Source organism: Thermophagus sp. OGC60D27 (genome assembly GCF_052400625.1).
Classification (GTDB): domain Bacteria; phylum Bacteroidota; class Bacteroidia; order Bacteroidales; family Marinilabiliaceae; genus Thermophagus.
In genome coordinates this window covers 38665-56943 of sequence record NZ_JBQTGH010000003.1, presented here as the reverse complement: position 1 = coordinate 56943, position 18279 = coordinate 38665, and the positions used below count along the sequence as shown (strand labels likewise).

Annotated in this window: 13 protein-coding genes; 7 read left to right on the top strand and 6 right to left on the bottom strand. The window is 38.4% G+C overall.

The features are described from left to right. Positions 1 to 213 precede the first annotated feature (213 nt). Positions 214 to 849, top strand: coding sequence for a LysE family translocator (locus tag ACT29H_RS04700; protein WP_444820447.1), 636 nt, complete (start codon positions 214 to 216; stop codon positions 847 to 849). 39 nt (positions 850 to 888) lie between these two features. Here the strand turns inward: ACT29H_RS04700 and thiL are convergent, their stop codons facing one another. Both thiL and ACT29H_RS04690 read right to left on the bottom strand, forming a co-directional pair. After that, the gene (gene thiL, locus ACT29H_RS04695; protein ID WP_444820446.1) at positions 889 to 1908 is read right to left on the bottom strand and encodes a thiamine-phosphate kinase; all 1020 of its coding nucleotides are present in this window, start codon (positions 1906 to 1908) and stop codon (positions 889 to 891) included. 199 nt (positions 1909 to 2107) lie between these two features. After that, positions 2108 to 3781, bottom strand: coding sequence for a dipeptidase (locus ACT29H_RS04690; RefSeq protein ID WP_444820445.1), 1674 nt, complete (start codon positions 3779 to 3781; stop codon positions 2108 to 2110). Between the two features lie 547 nt (positions 3782 to 4328). Here ACT29H_RS04690 and pta point away from each other — a divergent pair. The 6 genes from pta to ACT29H_RS04660 all read left to right on the top strand — a co-directional run bounded on the left by pta (position 4329) and on the right by ACT29H_RS04660 (position 12235). After that, positions 4329 to 5330, top strand: coding sequence for a phosphate acetyltransferase (pta, locus tag ACT29H_RS04685; RefSeq protein WP_444820444.1), 1002 nt, complete (start codon positions 4329 to 4331; stop codon positions 5328 to 5330). A gap of 70 nt (positions 5331 to 5400) precedes the next feature. Further along, on the top strand, positions 5401 to 6360 hold the full coding sequence (locus tag ACT29H_RS04680) for a 3-hydroxyacyl-CoA dehydrogenase family protein (RefSeq protein WP_444820443.1): 960 nt from the start codon (positions 5401 to 5403) through the stop codon (positions 6358 to 6360). A gap of 217 nt (positions 6361 to 6577) precedes the next feature. Next, positions 6578 to 7795, top strand: a complete 1218-nt coding sequence (locus ACT29H_RS04675) for an acetate/propionate family kinase (protein WP_444820442.1) — start codon at positions 6578 to 6580, stop codon at positions 7793 to 7795. A gap of 111 nt (positions 7796 to 7906) precedes the next feature. Then, on the top strand, positions 7907 to 8803 hold the full coding sequence (locus tag ACT29H_RS04670) for a bifunctional enoyl-CoA hydratase/phosphate acetyltransferase (RefSeq protein WP_444820441.1): 897 nt from the start codon (positions 7907 to 7909) through the stop codon (positions 8801 to 8803). A 37-nt stretch (positions 8804 to 8840) separates the two neighbouring features. Further along, complete coding sequence (buk, locus tag ACT29H_RS04665; protein WP_444820440.1) at positions 8841 to 9917, top strand: butyrate kinase; 1077 nt, start codon at positions 8841 to 8843, stop codon at positions 9915 to 9917. 122 nt (positions 9918 to 10039) lie between these two features. Then, on the top strand, positions 10040 to 12235 hold the full coding sequence (locus ACT29H_RS04660) for a T9SS type A sorting domain-containing protein (protein ID WP_444820439.1): 2196 nt from the start codon (positions 10040 to 10042) through the stop codon (positions 12233 to 12235). A gap of 56 nt (positions 12236 to 12291) precedes the next feature. Here the strand turns inward: ACT29H_RS04660 and ACT29H_RS04655 are convergent, their stop codons facing one another. The 4 genes from ACT29H_RS04655 to ACT29H_RS04640 all read right to left on the bottom strand — a co-directional run bounded on the left by ACT29H_RS04655 (position 12292) and on the right by ACT29H_RS04640 (position 17895). Beyond that, a complete protein-coding gene (locus ACT29H_RS04655) occupies positions 12292 to 13170 on the bottom strand; it encodes a DUF4465 domain-containing protein (RefSeq protein WP_444820438.1) in 879 nt (292 codons plus the stop codon). Between the two features lie 275 nt (positions 13171 to 13445). Further along, on the bottom strand, positions 13446 to 14900 hold the full coding sequence (locus ACT29H_RS04650) for a redoxin domain-containing protein (protein ID WP_444820437.1): 1455 nt from the start codon (positions 14898 to 14900) through the stop codon (positions 13446 to 13448). 140 nt (positions 14901 to 15040) lie between these two features. Continuing rightward, positions 15041 to 16831: an aminopeptidase P family protein gene (locus ACT29H_RS04645; RefSeq protein ID WP_444820436.1), complete on the bottom strand. Its 1791-nt coding sequence runs from the start codon at positions 16829 to 16831 to the stop codon at positions 15041 to 15043. A gap of 8 nt (positions 16832 to 16839) precedes the next feature. Then, positions 16840 to 17895: a hypothetical protein gene (locus ACT29H_RS04640; RefSeq protein WP_444820435.1), complete on the bottom strand. Its 1056-nt coding sequence runs from the start codon at positions 17893 to 17895 to the stop codon at positions 16840 to 16842. Positions 17896 to 18279: the final 384 nt, after the last annotated feature.

Below are 18279 nucleotides of genomic sequence, written 5' to 3'. Positions count from 1 at the left end.
GGTGGCAAACATAGTGGGTATTCATGTCCGCTGTGTTTGGTGGATGTTATTTCTATGTTAAGGAATTGTTAAGAGATTAGTTTACCTATGAAATAAAATGCTTTATTGGTGTCAATATATTAAAACTTTAAGAAAAGTGCTGCAAAAAGATGTGCATTTTTCAATGTTAGTTTTTACAATTTTTCAATCTTTGCAAACGAAAAACGATGACAGATGTATTGGAGCACACTTTTGGATGGGATTTTGGTTGGATTTACAGCTTCGGTACCAATTGGACCAATTGGTATATTAATCATTCAGCGTACTTTGCAGAATGGTAAATTATCCGGTATCTTTTCCGGATTGGGGGCTGTAATTTCGGATGTTTTATATGCTATAATTGCGGGGTTTAGTTTATCTTATATTGTAACTTTTATTGAAGCCAGAATGTTTTGGATCCAACTAATCGGAGCTATTGTTCTGATCGGTTTAGGTATTAAAATCTTCAGAACCAATCCTGCAATAGGGTTAAGACGACAAAGGGGAGTTAAACATTCTTTTGTTAGGGATTTTATATCCACCTTTTTTCTTACCCTCAGTAATCCGTTGGCCATATTCTTATTCATTGCTTTTTTTGCAAGTTTTCGCGTTTTGAAACCCGAATATGGACTGACCGGTCATTTAATCATAATTACCGGTGTTTTTATTGGCGCAAGCCTTTGGTGGTCCCTTTTAACAGGGTTCGTTAGTTTATTTAGATCTAAAGTTAATCTTCGCAGGCTATACTGGATTAACAAAATTGCCGGATCTTTGATAATTGGTCTTGTTTTGTTGGCCTTTATTATTTGGATGTTAAAAGAGTATGCTTGAAACTTTTTTAATTCCAACAACTTTTTTTGATCATTGTATTTAATTTTTTTTACTAAAATGGTTGAATCCCATTCCTGAAAATGAGGTGGGTTTTCCATTTTTGGTCCATTCTATTTTCCCTGAGGAATTTTTGCCAGTAATAGACCCAATTGGTGTCAGAGGCAATGAAAATTCTTTATTATAACTTTCAGCTACTTTATCGTAATATTTATGATCAATGGTTAGCAATAATCGGTAATCTTCTCCTGCAGAAACTGCAATTTCAACTACGTTCCACTTTTGTTGTGTCGATACTTTTTTCAAAGAATCTGAAATTGGAATTTTTGTAAGATCTACAGTTGCTTCGCACCCGGAAGCTTTGAGAATATGTCCCAAATCAGAGGCCAAGCCATCCGAGATGTCCATCATGGCTCTGATCCCTTGTAGGCTAGATAATGTTAATCCTTCCCGGACAGCCGGTTCTGGACGATGATGCCAATGAATAAGAGTGTTGTAGGCTTCATTATCATCTTGGATATCTTCAAGAATTAGTCTCAGTCCTCCCCCCGAATCTCCTAGGGGACCGGTTACGGCAATTATGTCGCCAAGTTGGGCAGAAGACCTTTTTAGTGCTTTTCCTTTTTTGACTTTTCCTAGGACACACACATTGATGGTCAGTTTGTCTGGCGATTTTGTAGTGTCACCCCCCAATAGGGGGACTTTATATTTGTTACTGAGTGTTTTGTATCCGTCAATAAACTGATCTAGATAGTTAACATCTAGATTCGCCGGAATAGCAATTGAAAGAAATGAGGCGACAGGTAAAGCTCCCATTGCCGCAATGTCACTCAGATTTACCGCCAATGATTTGTAGCCCAAATCAAAAGGGGTGGTTTTATCTCTGAGGAAATGAATATCCTCAACTAGTAGGTCAGTAGTTACTACCATTTCAAAATCATTGTGTTGAGGGATAATGGCACAGTCGTCGCCAATTCCTGTTATTCCATTCAGGGGTATTTGGGGAAATTTTTCTGTTATTCGTTCAATAAACCCAAATTCACCAATATCTGATAATTTCATTAATGTTCTGTTAATGGAATTTAGTTCAATTCAGGATTCAAATTATCCTTTTCGAAATTGTATAATGCTATTTGTAAACAATAACTAAACTCTCCGACGCTTCTAGGTGAATATTACCCGTGAAAAATTATAACAACATCCTTACTTGATGAAATGGAACATCAGAGAAACAAATAAAAAATCTTTGTTTAATTTGCAATTATTCACGAGCAGGGGGGAAGTCTTTCATCTTAAGCTTATCACCTGCATCTTTTACCACGTTTCGATAGTAATCTTCATCATAGCCGGGGAACTGTGGCGAATGCGGTTCTCCATAATTGTTTTTAAGAAACACACCGTTTTTTTCGGGATGGATATTTCCATCAAGGTATTTAACCATTAAGAATTGTCCCAGCTTTTGCCATTTTTGCACCGTTAATCGCGCCTGATTATGTGAATATTCGGTAAGGAATTGTTTGGCCATTTTAGGATCTTTTTCATACAACATTTTGGCAGTATTATCAATGGCCGGTTGCATAAGTTCAAATTTGTCTTCCAGTTCTTTCTGAACTTTTCTGATATCTTTAATCATATAGTTGTAACGACTATATGACATATTGGATACCCAGTTAAATACCCAAAAGGCAGCATCCCAGGAAAATTCAAGCATATTACCATTGCCTACAGCATACTCATAGGGAGCGCTTTTTATTCCGGCGTACATGGGAACATAAACCGATGCATCGGCATCATCTACACCAAACCAGAGAATACCCCCTACAGGATTGGGAAGCCCACTCCGCATTTGTGCTACAAAAGAAAAGCCGGTTTGCTGAGTGGCGATGGCTCGTTCATTTAGATACTCTGTACTGTCCACTGTCCAGGTGAGTGGGCGCCATCTATATGGAACCTTGAATGGACCAGCCCCAGCATCCTGCGTCATGTCCAGAACGGTGCCTTCAAAATGGTCCCGCATGATGTTCATTATATCCCTAGCACTTACTTTTTTTGTGGGTTTAATGAACAGGGGCATTCGCTTTGAAGAACGTCCCATAATGAAATCTTCATATTGATTGGCCTCCTTTTCGTTAACATGGCGGAAGGCGCTCCATACACGGGCTTCGCAAAAACGAACAGCGCCATAGTCTAACGGTGCGTAAGCATCTGCAAAGTTGAAGTCCTTGTTTTTTCCATTGAAGTAACCCTGTTCTCTTGCAAATGAAATCACATCATGTGAATAGAGACAATTTTCTTCATCATTGAGAGGGAAGGTGGTGATTCTTGCCTGGTTGGCATGTGCAGATATATATCCGTCAGGGACTTTTCTGGCTACCCAAACAGCTCCTTTGTTGTTGGGGCCTTTTCCTATCATCTCCATAATCCATGCCTCATAAGGATCGGCAATGGAAAAGCTTTCCCCAGAACTATAATAACCATATTTTTCAACTAAGGAAGACATGATATGGATGGCTTCGCGTGCTGATTTTGCCCTTTGTAAGGTTACATAGATCAGACTTCCGTAATCCATAATTCCTGTGGTGTCTCGCAATTCGCTTCTTCCACCAAAGGTGGTTTCGGCAATGGAAACCTGATGTTCGTTCATGTTGCCAACTACCTGGAAGGTGTGGGGCACTTGTTCTATTTGACCAAGATACTTCCCTGTATCCCATTCGTATATGTCAAGCATACTGCCTTGGGGATAGTCTTTGGCAGGTCGGAAGTAGAGTTCCCCATAAAGGATGTGTGAATCTGCTGCATACGAGATCATTACAGATCCATCAGCAGAGGCACCCTTGGAAACTAGAACGTTGGTGCAAGCCAATACATCGGATGGGGGAAAGATCAATCCAGTTTGAAGAGCGAATATCACTCCATAAATCAGCGCTTTCTTCATGATAAATTATTATTCAATGATTTACAAATAGGGGCAGTTCAAATTGCAAAAATATAAAAAATGATTTGACCACCTATGATTATTTTCAGGATACTTTATAATCTGTGTTAACAGCCATTTGAGAAATCGGGTTTAATTTAAATAAGTAATTTTTTCTGGGCAAAATGTAGTTTGGTTGGTCGGTACTCTTATGACAATGTTTTTTAGGCGTTCTCTCTTGTAACGCTCCTTTTATTATGTTCGTTTCGTTGAGAATCATTGATTTGTTGATTGCTGGAGAGGAATGGAGGTTGACTAAAGGTGAGATTTTATGAACTATTTTGTTAATATGTAGATGGTAGTTATCAATAAAAAATTGATAAAAAGTTTCGATTCATATTTGCAACTTTCTATATCAGGAAATGAGGAATTCACTAGCAAAATAGGAGACGTCGATGGAATTGGAATGAATCGACCAATTCAGCAAAAAAGTTATAATTGATGATAAAAAACAGGTAAATTCAATACAAATCTTCTAAATTTGCACAAATCTAAACATCGTTTTAAAATGGATATTCTCAATCAAATAAAGGCACGAGCTGCCGAAAACAAAAAACGCATTGTTCTTCCAGAAGGAACAGAAGAAAGAACTTTAAGAGCCGCAGATGAAATTATTGAAGAGAGTCTGGCGGAAATTATTCTGTTAGGGAATCCTGAGAAAATTGAACAGGAGAGTCGACGTTTGGTGCTTAAAAATCTTTCAAAAGCAAGGGTTATAGATCCGTTAAATAATCCAAAAAAAGAAGAATACATCGATTTGCTCGTTGAATTAAGAAAGAAAAAAGGACTGACAAGGGAAGAAGCTTCCAAACTTGTTGAAAACCCTCTTTATCTTTCGGTGTTGATGATTAAAAACGGAGATGCTGATGGTGAAGTTGCCGGTGCGGAAAATGCTACCGGAGATGTTTTACGACCTGCTTTTCAGATTGTTAAAACCAAGCCCGGAATTAGTGTAGTATCGGGAGCATTTATTATGATTCTTAAAGATAATGAGTTTGGGGAAAACGGAATTATGGTATTTGCTGATGGTGCGGTTCATCCGGACCCAACTGCAGAAGAATTAGCCGAAATTGCGGTTGTAACAGGACAGACTACCCGTGATCTTTTAGGGTTTGAACCAAGAGTGGCCATGTTGAGTTTTTCGACCAAAGGAAGTGCCAAACATGAAATGGTAGATAAAGTGGTGAAAGCTACTGAGCTGGCCAAACAAAAAGATCCCAACCTAGACATTGATGGCGAATTGCAGGTAGATGCTGCTTTAATCCCTGAGATTGGTCGTAAAAAAGCGCCTGATAGTAAAATTGCAGGTAAGGCAAATGTGTTCATTTTTCCTTCGCTGGAAACTGGGAATATTGCCTACAAACTGGTTCAGAGATTGGCTCATGCCGAAGCAGTTGGTCCGGTTTTGCAAGGGATGGCAGCACCCATCAATGATTTATCGAGAGGGTGTTCAGTAAGCGATATTGTTAACCTGATTGCCATTACTGCCACTCAGGCAATGGGTAAATAACTTATTATATAATGAGCCGGTGGAATACCGGCTTTTTTATTAATCATTTTGAAAAAAGTTGAAATAAAAAATGGCTGAAATTGTTGTTGAACCTATTGAAAGGTATGCACTAAGTGCTAAACGACGCGTAAAAACCCTCTTTTCGAAAATTGGAGTGATAGGATGTGGTAAGGAGGGACAGAATATTGTCCGCATTGCAGCCTGGCATGGGATTGAAGTGGTATTTATTGAATTAAGTGAGGAGAAGATTCAAAACTCGTTGGAGAGTATCAGTCGAGAGTTGGATAATCGAATTGAAAGCTGGGGGTTGACCTCTGGCGAAAAGCGTGCTATCATGGGGCGCATAAAAGGGTCAATGGATTTTGAAGATCTGGCCGGGTCCGATTTTGTTATTGAAGCTATACGGGCGGATGAAAAAACCGGTCTGAGAAGTATTGACGTTAGGAAAGATGTATTTCATAAAATTGAACAGGTGGTAGATCGAGAAGCGATTATTGCTACGAACTCTACTACCATAATTATAACAGAACTGGCCAGTGAGTTAAAGTATCCTGACCGATGTGTTAGCCTGCATTTCTTTGTTACTTCCCCTGAAGCCAGAATTATTGAAGTGGTTAAAGGGCTATATACTACAGATGAAGTCTACAAAAAGGTTTGCACGTTTATTAAACTGATTAATCGGGAAGTCATACCCGTGGAAGAATCTGCAGGTCTGGTGAGTATTCGATTGTTTGTGACCCTACTGAACGAAGCTTGCGAGGCCTTTATGGAAGGTGTTGCCTCAGCAGAGGATATAGATAAAACGATGATCATTGGTACGGGTATGCGTTATGGACCTTTCCATATGGCTGATATTATCGGCTTGAATAAAGTTGAAAAGTGGATGGAAAATTTGTATGAAGAATTTGGTGGCCCTAAATACAAGGCTTCACCTCTGATCAAAAGACTGGTGAGGGCCAAACGTCTTGGAGTCCAGACCGGTCAGGGGTTTTTTAAATATGATGCCAACGGTAATAGAATTTCAGAATAATGTGTTTTAATGAAACGAGCATGGTAATGAATATTTGAATCATTAAAATAATGGTAAAAAGAAAGCCTTTGCCATGTGGCTTTCATTCGACCTTGATAAATAAAATTTATAAGGATGAAACGAGCATGACCAACAAAGTTTGACACAACAAGTTCATTTATAAACTAATGGTCATACGAGTTCCATCATACCAATGAATTAGATAAACTTTATACTGATGAAAATATTAGTGCTTAATTGCGGAAGCTCATCAATAAAATATCAATTGTTCAATATGACCGATTCAGAGTGGTCGGTTATGGCCAAAGGAGGAGTAGAGAAGGTAGGACTTAAAGGATCTTTTCTTAAACATGAGAAATCTTCTGGTGAAAAGGTTTTGCTTGAAGGGGAAATTCTAGATCATCAAACCGGAATTGACTATATTCTTGGTGTTTTGATTAGTGAACGGCACGGGTGCATCGAGGATCTTAATGAAATTGATGCCGTAGGACATCGGGTCGTTCATGGTGGTGAGATGTTTAATTCTAGTGTTTTTATAACAGATGATGTAATAAAAAAGATGGAGGAATGTATCGATTTGGCGCCATTGCATAACCCTCCCAACTTAAAGGGTATTGAGGCTATCTCTTCGCTTCTCCCGGATGTTCCTCAGGTGGGGGTTTTTGATACTGCCTTTCATCAAACGATGCCCAAACATGCCTATATGTATGGTATTCCACAGTCTCTTTATAAAGAGTATGGTATTAGAAGATATGGTTTCCATGGAACAAGTCACCGATATGTAAGTCGTCGTGCTTGTGAAATTTTGGATAGAGATTATCAAACCCAGAAAATTGTATCCTGCCATCTTGGAAACGGTGCTTCGATTGCGGCCATTAAGAATGGTGAATCTGTAGATACATCTATGGGGTTTACTCCCATTGAAGGGTTGATGATGGGTACTCGTTGTGGAGACTTAGATGTTGGTGCTGTTACATATATAATGGAGAAAGAAAAAATAGGTACCCGTTCGGCCTCTACTCTCTTCAATAAACATAGTGGAATGCTTGGGGTAACAGGGATTTCTTCCGATATGCGGGAAATTGAAGATGCGGTTGAGAGTGGAGATGAAAATGCCCGTATGGGACTGGAAATGTATTGTTACCGTATAAAGAAATATATTGGCTCATATGCTGCAGCCATGGGCGGTATAGATATTTTATTGTTTACGGGGGGAATAGGAGAAAATGCCGATCTTATTCGAAGAAAAGTTTGTGACGGATTGGATTTTTTAGGGGTAAAAATTAATGAAAACAAAAATACGGGCCTTAGGGGAAAGGAAATGGATATTAGTATGTCCGGAAGTCAGGTGAGGGTAGTGGTAGTTCCCACCAACGAAGAATTGGTGATTGCCCAAGATACTAGGGGGATTGTTGAAAATCTGGTTAATAGATAGTAGCTTGTACTGTTAGGTATTTGTTGAATGTCAAGATTCATGAGGGCCAACCATGTCAAAAAGTATAAACAATGCGGGGACCAGTTCATTTTTTTGTTAAATTTATAGAGTATGTTAAAACAACTGTCAGATTTACAAAAATTAATTGATCCTTCGAAGCCAGCTAAAAAATTGGTTCTGGCAGTTTCGCAGGACATTTTTTCCCTGAATGCCCTTCATAAAGCCTATAAAGCAGGTTTTATAGAGCCTGTTTTGATTGGAAATAGAGAAGAGACTTATCATATTATTGATGAAAAGGAATATGATTTTGGCGATTCGCTATTTGTCGAAGAAGATGACCCGGAAAAATGCGTAGAACGAGCTGTCAGGATGGTGCATAATGGGGAAGCAGATATTCTCATGAAAGGCAAGGTCCCAACACCGGTGTTATTGCGCGGGGTGTTGAATAAAGAGTGGGGTTTGCGTTCGGGGCGATTGCTGTCGCATCTGGCCTTCTTTGAAGTTTCTACTTATCATAAATTGATTGCGGTGACGGATGTTGCCATGAATATTGCTCCAAATCTTCAGGATAAGATTGCTATTTTGGAGAATTCGGTGAGTTATTTAAACCAATTAGGCCTAGAAAGGCCTAAAGTGGCAGTTTTAGGGGCCATTGAAATGGTGAATGAAAGTATGCAGGCCACGACTGATGCTGCCTTGCTAAGCAAAATGAATCAGCGTGACCAGATTCGAAATTGCATCGTTGATGGTCCGCTGGCATTTGACAATGCCGTTAGTTTTGAAAGTGCTCATCATAAGAATATAAAAAGTGAGGTGGCAGGTGATACCGACCTATTGCTTATGCCAGATATTGAAGTTGGGAATGTGCTTTACAAGAGTTTGGTCTTTTTTGCTCATGCTAAAGTGGCCTCTATTATTTTAGGAGCATCGGCCCCCATTGTTCTGACGTCCAGAAGTGATTCAGAAGAGAGTAAGTTTTACAGTATATTATTGGCAGCTCTGGCCTGATGACTGCCATAATGCTAAATTTATAGTATAATTATTTATGAAAAAATTTAGAATATTGGTTATCAATCCAGGGTCTACTTCTACTAAGATTGCAGTATATGATGATATCAAATCGATCTTTTTAAAGACACTGAGACATTCTTCGGAAGAATTATCTGAATTTGATGATATTCCCAGCCAGTATGAGTTTAGGAAAAGAGTAATCCTTAAAGAATTGGAGCTGGCTCAGATAGAAGTGGCGCGAATAGATGCTGTTGTTGGCAGAGGAGGTTTACTTCGTCCTATCCCTTCTGGAGTGTACGAGGTAAATGACAAAATGAAAAATGAATTGACGGATCGCAATGCAAAACCGCAACATGCCAGCAATTTGGGAGGTTTAATTGCGGATGATATCGCGCGAAGTTTACCTTCTGCTAGGGCTTTTATTGCGGACCCTGTGGTGGTGGATGAATTACAGGATGTGGCGAGGATCACCGGGTTGCCGGAGTTACCCCGACAATCTGTTTTTCATGCTCTTAATCAGAAGGCAGTAGCCAGAAATTATGCCAGATCGGTGGAAAAAAAATATGAAAAGCTGAATCTTATTGTGGCTCATCTTGGAGGTGGGGTTTCAATAGGGGCTCATAAAAACGGGCGGGTGGTTGACGTAAATAATGCGCTCGATGGTTTTGGCCCATTTTCGCCAGAAAGAGCAGGAACATTGCCGTCAGGAGGTTTGGTGGATATGTGTTTTAGCGGACAATATTCTCACGATGAGATGCGTAAAAAAGTATCCGGACAGGGAGGGCTTATGGCTCATCTTGGAACTAATCAGGCACACGAGGTGGAGGAAAAAGCACTTCATGGTGATAAAAAAGCTGATTTAATTTTGCATGCCATGTCTTACCAAATTGCAAAAAATATAGGTGCCTGTGTTTCAGTTCTGGAGGGTAGAGTAGATGCTGTTTTGATTACGGGAGGGATGGCTCAGAATAATACCGTGGTTGGCTATATTCGAAAATACATTAATTGGATTGGAAATATAAAAATTTATCCCGGTGAAGATGAAATGTCTGCCTTGGCGATGAATGCCCTTGCTGTTCTTAGGGGAGAAATGGAATGCAAAGTGTATTGACGAAAAGAAATACTTTCTCAAGGATGTATCGAGCTAGACCAATAGAAAGTTTCCGGAAGTGTGTTTTTTTATTTCCGGTAACTTTTTTTGTGGCTTTTATGTTTCAGACAATAAAATATGCAATGCGGCGAATCATAACTGTTACATCCATCATTTTTGTTTGGAACACCTTGATGATTGCCCAAATAGGGCATGGAGGAAAACCATTGATGCTAGAGATTGGAGAAGGGATGGAGCTAAGCTATTCAACACAAAATTTCAATGCCAAAAAAACTTTAATAAACTTTCAACCTCCTTCTCCAGAATATATCAATATTGAAAATAATAGTAATCAAAAGGGACGCCCTTTGCGCTTTGGTTATCCTAATTTTGTTGAGTTGACACCTCAGAATTCAGGTGTTTTAACAGTCTTGGAGGATGGGCGTTTATATTGGCAATTAAAAATCAAATCGGCTGGTGCTTTTTCTCTTAATGTAATATTCGATCGATTTCATCTCTCACAAGGGGATACGTTGTTCATTTATGATGTTTCAGGGACTTATGTGCTTGGTGCCTTGACCAGCCAAAATAATAAAAAATGGGGTGGTTTAGCGACAACACCGGTTCCAGGCGATGAATTAGTTATAGAGTGGACGGGGAAAAAGCTTGGTGATGATGCAACGCAACTGAAAATAGGGGCTGTAAATCACGATTTTCTAAATATTTTTAGAATTATTGAATCGAAAGTTGGCGACTTTGGAGATAGTGGCCCCTGTCATACAGATCTTTCCTGTTTTGATGAAAAATTCTGGTTGCTAAACGGAAGATCTGTTTGTCAGGTAATTGTAGACGGTACAGAATATTGTAGTGGCACATTATTAAATAATACTAATAACGATGGAACTCCCTACATCCTTACTGCTGGACATTGTTTGGGAACAAATCTTTCGTCAGGCTCGGTGGTTTTTATCTTCAATTACGAAGTTCCCCAGTGTCAGACATTTGTTGAGGGCACCAAGATTCAAAGTATTTCGGGATCTGAGTTGCGTGCCTTTGCCGACCAGCTGGATTTTGCGTTGTTAGAGTTGTCGGTTCCACCGCCCGACTATTACAGGGCTTATTATTCCGGATGGAATCTTGGTTCTGAGCCTTCCGGTATTGTACATACTATTCATCACCCCTATGGTGATGTAAAAAAGGTCGCGATTTCGGCAGGCGTGCCGATTGAAGAAACCTATTCAGCTACCTCTCGTTTTGGCAATCCCTTTTTGAATGACTCGCATTGGAAAGTAGAAGCTTGGGCCGAAGGAACCACCGAACCGGGTTCATCAGGTGCAGGATTATTTTTGGATGATGGTGCTTTAATTGGTTTGTTGTCGGGTGGTTCTGCCACCTGCAGTAATCCGGTTAATGATTATTTTATCCGATTGAATAAAATATGGGATTATCTACCGGAGGATACTGCCCGAATAGATATATGGTTGAATCCTACAGGTGAAGATTTAAATTCACTTCCCGGTTATGATCCCACATTCGGTGAATTGATGCGTTTTTCTCATTTTCCAAAAAATGCAAGCCCTCAATTAAAATATACTAATAACGGTGATGGCTATTGGACTGGTCCTAATAGTTTGTTAATTACCGATGTTGCGGAACGGTTTGATGAATTTTCCTCAGGAAAGATTTATGGGATTTTTTTAATTCCTGGAAAAATAGAGGTAGAAGGCAGTGGTGAGATAGATATTAAAATATGGACAGGAATAAACACACCTCAAAATCTTTTGGTGAATAAAAAATTAAACATAAAAGATCAAGCTGCCAATAGAGAGGTGTTGTTATTGTTTGATCAACCTGTCTCTTTTTCCGGAACTTTTTTCGCTGGTTATTCCCATAATTATAATACGCCTGTTGATACCTTTGCCGTTTATCAGATACCGGCGGGCAGCGATTCAGAAAATAATTCCTTCTTTCTTAATCTGATCGATAGCGGATGGCAATCATATTCTTCCTTTAGTGGGAATTTCCCATGTGTTGCATGGATTGATGTCCTTGTGGGAGAGGTGGTATATGCAGACTCTAGCAATGTCGAGATTCCCGACGCAATCATGATTGGACCCAATCCTGCCGGCAGCTTTATCAATATTTATTCTCCAGAAATTGGGAAAGGAGAGATATATATTTATAATCAAAATGGTAAATTGGTCATAACCAGAAAGATCGAAATCAATGATAATCGTACTGAATTCAGGTTCCCCGATAAATTGCAAACGGGAGTCTATTTGCTCCAGCTCAAAATAAATGGGAAAAAATTAGTATCAAAATTAGTAGTTCGTAGGTAAGAAATTGAAATTTCAGGAAGTTTTTCCTATTGATTTGTAATCAAAGGGTATTTATTCTATGTAAATACTTTCAAATTGTCAATGCAGAACATTTCTGGGGTGATACCATTTCCATTTTCGTCAGTTTTACTGCTTGAGATGGAAATCTGGATTTTATTAACCTCCCCCAAGGTGCTTAAGTCAATAGTGGTCCATTCTTCAACAATGTAATCTCTTTTGTTGTTCTCAAACCGATAATCTGCTAAGAAAAACTCAATAGAAGATGTTGTTTGGCCATTGGTGGTGATGCCTGTAATGGTAATCTTACACCAATCTGCAAGGTTGCTTCCACTTCCGCCCATTCTTTCATAGTGGTCCGTTCCAAATTTCATTAAATAACGTCCTAGAGTGGTATTGTTTATCTCAACTGATTTTAAAAGATGGTCTTTCCCATCGTTAAATGAAATGATAGAAGGAGACGATTCTAAGCCATTGGGCAATCGAACTAAAAGAAAATAATCTGATTGATCCTGGTTGTTATATACACTGTGTGGGGTGATGTCTTCATAGTCGGAAGATTTGACGCCTATGTTGCTGAGACCAAATCCTGTCCAAATGGTATCGTTGGTATAGGTATTGGGAAAGAATAAGCCTTTATGAGTAAAGCCATTATCAGGAAATGCTCCAACGTTGAAAGTATCAGTTTCGACGGAAAATGCAAGTTCATCAAAATTGGCTAAAATAATTACATCGACCGGAATGTACATGGAATCAATTCCATAAGGGGTGGTCACTTTAAAGAAATATTCTATACTTCCGAGGTTGGTGGCCGTATCCGTAAGAATCTGACCTGATTCTTCTAAAAGAATACCGTTTTTTCTCCATTCGTACAACGCATCATAATTATAGGTGATCTTGGGGGCTAAAATAATGGTGTCTCCAAGATTTACTTCCATTTCTCCATCATTGTTGGTCAGGTAAATTTCTGGTGCTGGAATCTCTCTTTCTGCATTCGAACAAGATATAAAGTGGCATGTAACCAATAAGGATATGAGTTGAATAAAAAGATTGGTTCTTTTCCTAGTCGATATATGTTTGCTATTCTTTTTGATCATTTCCTGGTCTTAGCTTTTTTTAATACAATATCAAAGATATAATCTTTCTTTTCATACTTTAGCCCATCTTTTAAAGGCTAATTGTCTATTTGCTAACATCAATTATCCAAATCTTTTTATCCTTTTTCATTTTGAAATTTCAAGAAATGATCAATAAAACCTGGCAGATCATCGACCGCAATGCGTTTTCCAATAATTTTTTTGTTTTTGTCAAGAATGAAAATGGTCGGTGTACTTTTTACATCATAATAGTCCCTGAAGCCGGTATGACGATAGGGATCCCATACATTAATAAAATCGTATAATTCATGTTTCTCAATGAATTCGACCCATTCGGGTTGATCTCCCTGGGTATAGACCGCAAATACTTTTACACCTTTTTCAATAAGGTCTTCCTGATAGATCTTGTTTAGTTTAGGAATCTCTTTTTTGCAATGTCCGCAATCGGTTTCCCAAAACACCAGTATGGTAATAGGGGCTTGAATCTCATAAAGCCGAAAATAAGGACCATCGTAGGCCTGCATTTTGAGGTCATGTGCCTGATTACCTATTAATGTGGGTTTTAGTTCTTTAACTCTGGTTTCAAGCTTTTTCAAAAACTCTTCATCTGCCCATGTGGCCTCACCGGAAAGGTAGTACTTTTCGGCCAAGCCTACCAGCATCTTATCCATACCCATGATTTTACTGTCGTTGGCAAAGTTGAAAAGATCGCTGACCAGAAATTGGAATACATTTGGAGAAGGTCTGGATTTTTCGATAATTGTAATTGCTTCCTTCAGTAAAGTATCCGGTATTTGCGGTACTAATGAAGAGAAGTAGTGTGCTACTTTTTTGCCGAAGAAGGGTGTTCTTAAAATTCGTTCATCCGTAAGATCGATGTTGTCGAAATAGTGTGTACGATAATACTGATAGGTTTTTACCCGTCGGATTGAATCCGTATTTTTCACCCCTTCAGGTAAATCGAATTCGGGAATTTCTACCTCCTGAATACCTTTTAGAAATAGTGCTAACAAGGAACCAGGATGTTTTTTTATTAGTTCGTTCCAATGATTTTTTACTTCTTCGTTTAATATATCTAGTTCTTCTCTTATTTTTTCCCTATCATTGCTCTCAGAACCAGCAGCCTTTAATCGTTCTTGCAGTTTTTGGGCTTTCTCCTGTCTTTCAAAAATAAATCGTTGATATCGGTTAAAAGCTTTTGTTTGCTCCGAACCAATAACTTCCATGGATGTGATAAAGTTGGAAGTATCTACACTTACCTTAAAAGTCTGATCTCTATCGATTAGTAAATCAAAGTACTTTTTATTGGGCAGGTAAACTACATAGATGCCACCTGGCAATGCCTCTTTATCTGTGAATACGGCTCTGCCATTGGAATCTATACGGGTGGTATCATCTACATACATACGTTGATTAAAATAATGCCCCAAAATCAAGGTGGTATCCTTGAAGCCGTTTATTTTTATTTCGATTTTATGGCCTTCTTCCTGCGAATTGGTCATGGCATTCCCAACCAGAGAGAGAAAGGATAACAGAATAAAGAAAGATGGGTAAATATTTAATTTTTTCATAATGAAAAACCTACTTTTAAATTGAATATCTAACATAATTGAAATATTACTGTTCTCAATCCAACAATATTTCTCCCAACTATAGGTCTATATTTATAAATCAACCGGTCTAAAGAAAACTTAGCTCTTCCTATGGTAATTTAAGATTGCCCAATTGAACGGGTTTTTTGTTTTAACCATTCTTGCTCTTCTGCATTGAGTTCGGGGGCAAGACAGCTATAGACTTTTTCGTGGTAATTATTGAGCCATTGCATTTCCTTTGGGGATAACATCTTTTCAATGATTAAAGAGGTATCGATGGGACAGAGCGTGAGCGTTTCGAAATCAAAAAATGTGCCGAAATCCGAATCCCCAAATGTGCGGGAAAGCACTAGGTTTTCAATGCGTATGCCATATTCCATAGGTCGGTAAATACCCGGTTCATTGGATGTTACCATTCCCGGTTTAATTTCAATACCATTATCCTGGAGTCTGATACTTTGGGGCCCTTCATGGACATTGAGATAGTATCCAACGCCATGTCCAGTGCCATGTCCATAATTTATTTTATGTTCCCACATTGGGCGTCGAGCTAAAATATCAAGATGAACACCGCGCGTTCCGGTGGGAAAAATGGCACAAGCCAAGGCTATATGCCCTTTTAGAACCAAGGTGAAATCTTTCTTAACCTGTTCGTTTACTGGTCCCAACCCTATAGTACGAGTGAGGTCAGTTGTGCCTGTAAGATATTGGCCACCTGAATCTAGTAAAAAGACTCCTTTATTTTTCAGAACTACATCAGAATTTTTGGAAACACTGTAATGAACTATTGCGCCATGTGGACCATAGGCCGAAATGGTATTAAATGATTCTCCCTGGAAGTTGGGGGATTGTTTTCTATATTCCAGCAATTGTTGGGCGGCAGAAAGTTCACTGACGGAACCCGAAGGAACTTTTTCCTCCAGCCATTTTAAAAATCGAACCATGGCTACGCCATCTTCGACCATCGTTTTTTTAATGTTTTCTATTTCAATATCATTTTTAATCGATTTTAAGGAGGTTATCAGTCCAGTTCCTTCTATTTTTGGGATTGAGCTTGGAATAGAAGAATAGAGAATTGAGTTGTTACGTTGAGGATCAATGTAAACAACAGCATGATCAGGTATTTCGCTAAGATGCGAATAGATATCCTGATATAAACTAATCCTTATTTTATCTTTTGAGAGTTTTTTCCCAATTGAAGAAGTCAGTTTGTTGGGATTAATATAAAGTGAGACAGAATCCAGTGAGATCACCAGAAATGCATGAAATACAGGGTTAAAGGGAATGTCAGATCCTCTTAGATTCATTACCCATGCAATTTCATCGAGAGATCCCGTCACATAATGGGTCGCTTCCTTATTTTTTAGTTCCTGGCGAACCAAATCAATTTTTTGAATTCGTGAAAGCCCTGATAGCTTTTCCGGATGTTCAATGACGGGGTTGTCGGGCAAGCTAGGACGGGTTGTCCACACATCTTCAGCCAGGGTGAGCCCTGTTTCCAATTGAATCTGCTTTTGATGAAAAGCCATTTTTATTTCTCTGACCTTATTAATGGAAAAGCAGTGGCCGTTGATGGCAACCTTACTCCCGGCAGATAAATTGTCGGCAATCCAATTAATGTAATCAGGAATATCCGGGAGACCCTCTTTTACCAGCTTTACTCCTGTGCCTTCCAGCTGTTCTTCCGCTTGAAGATAGTAACGAGAATCTGTCCATAAAAAGGCAAAATCGCTTCCTACAACAAGCGTTCCGGCCGAACCAGTAAAACCACATAAAAAATCCCTTATTTTCGAGTGTTCCGATAAATATTCATTGATGTGGTCATCACTTCCGGGAATAATGCATACATCAATTCCTTTCGCGGCCATTTTGGATCGCAGTTCCTGAATTCTTTCTGAGTAATCTGACATTTTATCTCCTATTTAGTTCTTATTTCAATTCCGGCGTCTTTGTTGAAAAGGATTATAGAGGTGCTTTCACTGTTTTCATTAAAGCTGCCTGAAAATAATGTTTTTTCATAATCTGTGATGATTCGCAATTGTTGCCTTGCATAATGGGAAATGTTTCCATTGGTAATTTCTCCCTGTAGGGTATAGGAAAGCGTTATTGGTAAGCTGAGTTGTATGGGGGTTCGGTCATTGGCTACAGAGAGTTCTTTTAAGCGATTGCCAACACTTTCAATAATTAAATAACCGTTAGAAATTTCTATTTGGCCTTGTTGATAAATGTCGTCAATGGTGGCAAAACAAAAATCCCCATTTAATTTCAGTTGCTTGATGGATTCGATGTGGAATCTGGAAGTATTTCCTTTTATTTCAGCTACATCAGCATTAACAAGGTGAAGTTGGGAATACTGTCCTGAAAATATCCCTTGGACTACTTTTTGGAAATGAATATTGCAATTATCAAGGCTTAAATTGCAAACTTTAGCATGGTTTAATCGGCCCTTAATAAACGATAAATTTCCACGTATGGTGTCTACGGATGCTGTGGTTGCTTGGGTAAGATTTCCATAGCTCAAATTTCCATCAAACAGGGCAGTGGAAGTATTAATATTGACATCTCCAAACTGATTTTCTAAAATGATTTGCTTAAAATGGTGTGGAACCAGTACTTCATAATTAATTTCAAAAGGAAAACCGGAATAAAATTCATGGTCAAATGATGTCCTGAAGTATATATTGCCATCGACCACTGCATCTTTTACATCTATCTGATTTAAAACTTCTTCAGCCGATTGTGGATTTTTTGTATTAACAACAATAGTGACGGTTACGAAAAGTGAATCGCTTTTTGTTGGATTAAAAACAATATTTCCGTGTTGGTTATGGATTTCAATTCCGTCAAACCTATCAGAAGAAAAGATCCATTCTTTCTTGTCAATATGAGAATCTCTATAGTGCGACTGCGCAAGAATACTTTCTGTTATCAAAGTGTTTAAAATCAAAATGATGTATAATAAAAAACCTTTCATTATCGAATTATCTTTTGTTTAAAAAACAGCGAGGAACCGTTATTTTTAGGGCTAAAGTAATGAAAAAGGAAGAAGAGGTGAAATTTTATCCCCTTTGAATATTGATTCCTTTGTTATATAAATCATTTGGTCTTTTTATTTTTGACTTATGCCGTTAAACGTTTATTGAAATCAAATGTTTTCCTTTTAGTAACTATATTTTTTGTTCGAAAATCATTTTGCAAATCATATTATTTGGGGAAAATGGCATTTTAGATTAATATCAGAAATGATTTCATTTTATTCTGAATTTTGCGATTAATAACCCTACGTCCCCCTTTTTTATACAATTATGGAATTTATAGAGGATGATTATCAAAAATACAAAGGCCTAAAAGATTTAAA